The sequence below is a fragment of the Metabacillus sp. YM-086 genome, from assembly GCF_048059995.1.
GTDB classification, from domain to species: domain Bacteria; phylum Bacillota; class Bacilli; order Bacillales; family Bacillaceae; genus Metabacillus; species Metabacillus litoralis_B.
On record NZ_JBLUOI010000141.1, the window covers coordinates 1 to 6,670 of the forward strand.

Annotated in this window: 6 protein-coding genes; 1 reads left to right on the top strand and 5 read right to left on the bottom strand. The window is 32.5% G+C overall.

Annotation, left to right across the window (positions count from 1 at the left end; translation table 11 throughout):
• Positions 1-754: 754 nt before the first annotated feature.
• Both ACEWK1_RS27065 and ACEWK1_RS27070 read right to left on the bottom strand, forming a co-directional pair.
• Positions 755-1,285 (bottom strand): GNAT family N-acetyltransferase, encoded by a 531-nt coding sequence (locus ACEWK1_RS27065; protein WP_212137907.1) that lies wholly within the window; start codon positions 1,283-1,285, stop codon positions 755-757.
• 308 nt (positions 1,286-1,593) lie between these two features.
• Complete coding sequence (locus ACEWK1_RS27070) at positions 1,594-1,761, bottom strand: hypothetical protein (RefSeq protein WP_212137905.1); 168 nt, start codon at positions 1,759-1,761, stop codon at positions 1,594-1,596.
• A gap of 223 nt (positions 1,762-1,984) precedes the next feature.
• Here ACEWK1_RS27070 and ACEWK1_RS27075 point away from each other — a divergent pair, with 223 nt between their 5' ends.
• A complete protein-coding gene (locus ACEWK1_RS27075) occupies positions 1,985-2,479 on the top strand; it encodes a hypothetical protein (protein WP_212137903.1) in 495 nt (164 codons plus the stop codon).
• Between the two features lie 174 nt (positions 2,480-2,653).
• Here ACEWK1_RS27075 and ACEWK1_RS27080 read toward each other — a convergent pair whose 3' ends face one another.
• The 3 genes from ACEWK1_RS27080 to ACEWK1_RS27090 all read right to left on the bottom strand — a co-directional run.
• Positions 2,654-3,217, bottom strand: coding sequence for a hypothetical protein (locus ACEWK1_RS27080; RefSeq protein ID WP_251406754.1), 564 nt, complete (start codon positions 3,215-3,217; stop codon positions 2,654-2,656).
• A 183-nt stretch (positions 3,218-3,400) separates the two neighbouring features.
• Complete coding sequence (locus tag ACEWK1_RS27085) at positions 3,401-3,817, bottom strand: hypothetical protein (protein WP_212137899.1); 417 nt, start codon at positions 3,815-3,817, stop codon at positions 3,401-3,403.
• Between the two features lie 371 nt (positions 3,818-4,188).
• On the bottom strand, positions 4,189-6,670 hold a 2,482-nt coding region (locus ACEWK1_RS27090), incomplete at its 5' end, for a helicase-related protein (protein ID WP_416636838.1).

Genomic DNA, 6,670 nt, shown 5'->3' on the forward strand with positions numbered 1-6,670 from the left:
GTTTCCCATAATAAATAATATCTTCCAATTCATATAGTACATTAATAACATTTGGAATGTAGTTATATGCTTCTTCATCTCCAAGATTAGGTAGCTAGAAAAGGTTAATTCACATTAATGTTTGCTAAATTGAATAATATAAGTTCTTACCTATAAAATAGGTAATTATAAAGTGAACTAGTCCAATAGTAAATAACAATATTATAAATATAGGACCTAATATAAATAGAGGTAAAACGCTATATTGAATGCCAAAAAAGACTATTAAAAAGAGCATAATAATACCTAGGTATATAGTAGTTTTAATATTTCTTACGAGAAGTAATATAGACATTATTGAACTAAATAATAAAACTCCACCAGTTAGAAAAAGGACGCTCTTAATCATATCTAACAGAGGAAAATATTCTAGGTCACGTATTGGAAAATTAACTAAACAAATCGTTAAAGACAAAAATACTGACAAAAGTAGCCAACTCCAAAAAAAGTACTTTCTCACACGGCACCTCTAACTCATAAATGATCTTTAATAAAATATATAGAATAACCAATGTAAATGTACATGGAAATATCTTGTATTTATTAAATTCATCAAACTACTTTTCAAATGCAATTTTATAACCCTTTTATACTTTAATAATCTTCTCCAATCTGGCCTTTAAATAAAACAAGAGCGCAATTCATTACTGCAGAATTGCGCTTTTATTGTTGAATAAGTTTGTTTAAATACCTCTGTAACAATAGTTAATAACAGCTATACAAATTTATACATAAGTATGTCATCTGCATATTCATTTTCACTTACCTTAATTTCTTTGGTTTTCCGTCCTTCTTCTACAAACCCCATGCTTTTATACAAAGATATAGCTCTATTATTAGTCGAAAGAACTCCTAAACTCACCTTTTCTATTAAAGGATTATTTTCAGCCCATGCCAAAAGTTCACTAATAAGCATTTTACCAATACCTAACCCCCTATAATCACTGTATATCATCGTTTCAAATGAGCCAGTATGAGCTAATCTTTTGCGATTCGGTGATTCGAAAGCTATAAAGCCGATAACTTTTTCATCTTTTTCAGCTATAATTAAAGTTTCCCTGTTATTATCTAAAATCTTCTGTTTCCAAATTCTTTGTTTTTCTAATGTTTTATTACACTCACCTATTTCTGAAATTAGATATTTATTTTCTGTTATAACATCTCTTTGAATATCTAAAATTGATATTGCATCGTCTATTTGACCCGTACGTATAGAAACTTCGCTACCTCTCTCAGTTATCGCCAATTCTCCAACCTCCTAAGTTTTTTGAAAAATACGGATCTTATATTTTTATTAAACTAAATTTACTTCATCATTTTATCGTATAAGGTGCAGTTAAAGGCAAAAAATACACACTTAAATCTAATCCAATTAAATCAATGTTAACGAATTTTTTTAGTCATTGTCATGTATTTTCCTAAACTCAAAATAAGAGGGTAAGTTCTTACTATCATTAAAATAAAAGTTGGTATATAGTTTATTGTTAACTCAATACCTTGTTAAATTACCTTAAAGATCTTTCGTACAAAGTTTGACAGTTAAGAAATCGGGTTTTATTTCTCATTTTTTAGCTTCCGAACCTCTTCTTCAAGATTTTCAACTTTTTGTTGGAGTTCCTTCTTTGGTTCTGTAATTCTTCGACCAAATATAGCCAAAATACCAATGATAGCCACAATTCCACCAGCAAAAGCCATAATAAATAAAAATGTAATATCAAACATTAAAACCACCCCGAATTTAAACGTTAATATTCTACATACGAAGTATTTTAAAAAATGTTCCATTTCGTTTGCTGAAAAAAGTCATTATCGAAAATCATTAATACCTCATAGAATAGGCTACTTCATATAACCAATACACTTACATATTATTACAGAATGTTTTTTCGTTAATATTTATAATTTTGGAGAAATTAATGCTATATCTAATAGAAGGAGAGAAAATATGATTAAAAAATTTTTAATTTCAATATGTACTTTACTACTTTTATTGATTGTGACTACATCCCTAGAGACAAATGCCCTTACCTTTGATGAATTACCAGTTAAACAATCTTCAAAACAGTGGTCAGTTCAGATAGGTAAAGCTGAAAAAGGAAAAGATCTAGCAAAACCTGTAAAAGGAAAATTTCATACTTACTCTATAGATGTTAGTAACATAGGTAAGGATGTATATTCTGTAGAAATTAATATGTTTAGAAATGAACCTAACTCTAAGACAAAGTACTCGCTTTTTGGTTGTCCTGATGGACAAGATTGTAATGAAAACCACTATGAAATGGCCAAATCTTTAGCAAAACAATTGAACGACGGAAACTCTTATCATGGTGCTAATTTCCTTATGGCTGAAATAGCAACTGAATTAGAAGTTGAAATCGTTTGGACAGAGGATAATAATGGCAGACCCTTAAAAGAATCTTTTATATTTGCTGCTGAATAACTAATTTACTTATCATTGTACATCGTGCCAATAGCACGATGTTTTTATTAGTCATATAGCAAATATGTGCTTTTTAACTAGCTCTCAACTGAAATAAATAACCTTATCTATATTTAAAAATAAGCACCTTTCCTTGTTGTTTCAAGAAAGGTGCTCCGATAGTAATTTAACATATTAGTCTATTTGTCCAGTAGGGTAATCAATTGAGTTAGCTATTTGAACTAAATTTTCAGCAGTAACTTTGTCTGAAGCCCTCTTATCAATACTAAGCATATATTGCCAATTGTCCTTATCAAAAACTAATACATTAAATCCAGATATAGTCATATATGTGGCTCGATTTTCATTTTTGAGATCATAAACACCCATAATAAACTTATCTCTAATCGGAATTTTATTCTCAAGAGGTCGCACATTTATTTTATAATGATTTTCAGGTGACCTATCACTAATAAACTCTACTTCAAACGAGTCATTCTTTTCACCCTCTAAATCGTTAAACCTCCCAAAATAGTGAGTGAATTCAATAGGTGGAACTCTAAGTGGCAATTTCAAATTTTGTTTGAAATGCTGTTCAAATTCACTTGTTGCTTCCTCCACTAGCTTATAGCCAATTTCAGGATATATATATTCAAGAGGATGGGGTTCATCATTCGAATTTGCAAATGTGTTATTTACCGAAATTGTTAGGCATAAAACAATTAACAAATAAACACTAACAATCTTATACAACGACATCACCCTATTCATTTTTTAGGAATATCTTTCCCAATTGAGTAGTAAATTAAATATTTTTTTATACAATATTGAATTATATCTCAAAATTGCGTTTTCAACTTAAAAAAGCGCCTGTCCTTATTTAAGAACATCGCTTATTGAAAGATTACTAATAATTATTTGTTTTGTTGTTACTCAATGAGTTTAGTTGATTGAAATATCATTCCCATCTTTATCTTTTACATATATTTTATATGAATCAATTTTAGATATTGAGTCAAGTTCTTTAGAATTTATAATCTTTTCAATTTTAATTTTAATTTCTTTTGCAATAATTTCAGTTTCTGAATTGGTACTGTCTAAAGAAGTTCGTACAGTAAGAGACTTTTGATAATCCGTTTGTATATCTCCTATCCCCTCGAATGCTTTTAACCCCTTTGAAACTTCCTCTGTTATTGTTGTAATTTCGCTTACAACTATTTGACTATCCGTTTTTTCGTTTTCTTTACCTTCAGGAGAAAATACCAGATCCTTTTCTGCTGAAGTTTTAATTAGACTAAAGGAAAAAACTATTATACAGACTAAAACAACTCCTAAACCAACAAATGTAATTTTTTTCAAATAAGACACCTCCTCTTACTAGGTATGTCCACTTGAACTAATTTATGACAGAAAAATGGATTAATCCATTTTCTAAATAGACTTTATTGTTCAACAATCTGGCCTTGATTGCGGAATAAAAAAATCCTGCATATCAATACATGAATTACAATCAAACTTTGTTTTAAATTATCGAACTTTTTTACAAATTATCAGACTTTATTTTAAATCAACAGATGAATTTTTCGGGTTAGAAGGTCCAACTAAAGCTTATATGACCGATTTCAAGAATGGAATTATTATACAACTGATAGAGGATATTAGAAGTGTTATAAAGTAATAATAAGAAGAACCCCTCAAAATTGCATGAGGGGTTCTATATTCCGGCGTAATTAGAAAACAAAACCCAGTTGATTTTCAGTTGGTGCCTTTAATGTTTTCTTTTTCTTATACTTTGTGATATCTACTAATGCAATTATTCCATCATCCTCAAGATCCACACTGGAACCACTCGATTCAGTGATGTTAAATAATGAATCTTCTTCAGTACTATCGGTTACTATATTAGATTCAGATTGATCAATAGGCACAACTTTTGAAACACCGCAGAGTTTTAATGTCTGTTCTGCCAGTTCTTTCATTCTATCAGCTAAGATATGTTCAAAATTCGCTTCTTCAATCATTTCAACATCTTGATATTCAATTGCAGCAAGTTCTTCCCACGCATTGGCAAGATCGGCTTCTGCAAAACATTCAGCAAGATCAGTTGCTAATGATGACTGCTCATCATAACTATATTTAGCAAGTTCCCCTCTATCTAATCTACCTTCTGTCATTAAAGCATGACCTCTAGCACTCATTACCTTCTTAAATTGACTCATCTCTTGTGTACCATTCAGAATAGGAATTAGAACCCTACACTCACGGTGCTGACCAATTCTGTGTGCTCTTTTTGCAGACTGACGGACAACGTTTACTTCATAACTTAATTGATTAAAAATAAGTGTCGGCCAAGCAAGTAAATCTAAACCAACTTCAACCAACTTCATATTGGTTATAATGACTTTTACTCCCTCATCCTCAAACTTTTGAAGGACTTCAGAACGCTTCTCGGTATTGGATTCATTTAAAATTCTACTCGGAATACCATTTTCCTTAAGGATGTCATGAACTCTCTCATTTAGCTGGTATTCGCCTGTATAGTTGTTATAGATAACAACTCCTCTACCTTCAGATAATTCCTTCTTCACATTATCTATCAACCATTCTTCCTTTGCTGTATAACCAGTAAGTTGTGGAGCTGATACAATTGTTTCTTGCCCATCAACACTAACAAATGTATAAAATGCCCCTAAATCGGGTCTAGCAGCGTAATTTAAGGTTGCAGGGTTAAACTTTGACCATGCACCTTTAGCACCTGCTCGTGCCCTTTTAGCACACTCATCATACATTACCTCATGAAACTGTCTATATGCCGCTTCATGTTCTGGTTTCGGAGTAATAAAGATTGGTTTCTCCTTTAGTTCCACCAGTGGTAACCCTAAGTCTTCCAAATCAAGAAAAGCAGTTTTATGCAATAAAAATTCAGCTGTCATATGTGGTGCAATACCTGGCTCTTCTGTCGGTTGCATCGGCTTTCTACGCTGTCTTGTGACCCATCCTTGATGATTCACTTCATCCTGTAAATAAACGATTTGCTTTAACTTTCCATATCGTTCCGCCCATGTCAAATCCCCTGTAGAATCATTCATCCCTTTATCTAATAAGGATTTTGGATTGGTTCTCCAAAGAATTTCTTTGATCGATGTAGATTTTCCATTTACAAGGGTACCTGTAAGCATGAGAGTCTTTTTTGCTGATTTAACCATTTGAGCAAAAGCATCTCCCCTACCACTACCGCTTGCTTTACATTGATGGACCTCATCCACAATGTATAAATCAAAGTATTTTTTCATGCGCTTAAAGATTTTAGAAATGTTAGCTACAGGACGCTTATTCGTTTCTCCACGACTTTTGACTGCGGGGCGATACAGTTTTGTTCCACAAGGTGAAGCACCATCTGGTAGGTAACCTTGTACACCTTCTTGATATGAGCATTTAAAGAATTGTTTAGACCTTCTCCATTTCACTTTCCATGAATTTAGTAGTCCATTCGGTAGTAATGCTTTTTCTTCTCTTGCATCTATTAACTGCTCTATTGTAGGTGCAGATCCGAAAGCTACATCAGACCAATCTAAAGGAAACCATTCTCCTTCTTCTTTTTTATATAATTGGCGTCCACAATCTGGGCAATGCCATCCATAAGAATCAGAAGTATTCTTCACACGTTTCCATATGCCTGCAAAGTATGGTTCACTGTCTCTTTTGGCTTTATCAATACCCACAATGGTAAATTCAAGATCACCTACTGTTGGGCGGTAGCCATTACGAACACGCTCCAAAAGCCTCAATGCATCCTCTGATGACCGGACAATTGATGTTTTCGCATGTGGGACAGTTTTACCAATCTCTTTCTTCTCCCATTTACTAAGTGTTATACCAGGAGCAGAAAGCAAAACAGCAGTCCCTCTTTTAGAGCCTCTTCTTTTCTTCCGTTCGTTTAAGACGTGAGCGACACCTATAGCTTGTATACTCTTTCCGGTCCCCATGTTCGCAGATGTTATAACCGAATTCTCAACATCTAATCCGTTTATTAATCCCTGAATAACATGTGTTTGAGCAGGAAAAGGAACTCTACTCATAGTTGCTATTGCAGGATCTACCTTATCTTTCATGGTATGCAATGGTCTCATAACACTTAATTTTTTATTCATTGCACTAGCGTTATTAACCATATATTCTTTTAACGACCAAGAAGGATCAAATTTACCTTCG

Bases quoted from the DNA above. Each gene is read 5' to 3' on its own strand.
- ACEWK1_RS27080 (WP_251406754.1), bottom strand. From the start codon at position 3,217: ATGTCGTTGTATAAGATTGTTAGTGTTTATTTGTTAATTGTTTTATGC.
- ACEWK1_RS27075 (WP_212137903.1), top strand. From the start codon at position 1,985: ATGATTAAAAAATTTTTAATTTCAATATGTACTTTACTACTTTTATTG.
- ACEWK1_RS27070 (WP_212137905.1), bottom strand. From the start codon at position 1,761: ATGTTTGATATTACATTTTTATTTATTATGGCTTTTGCTGGTGGAATT.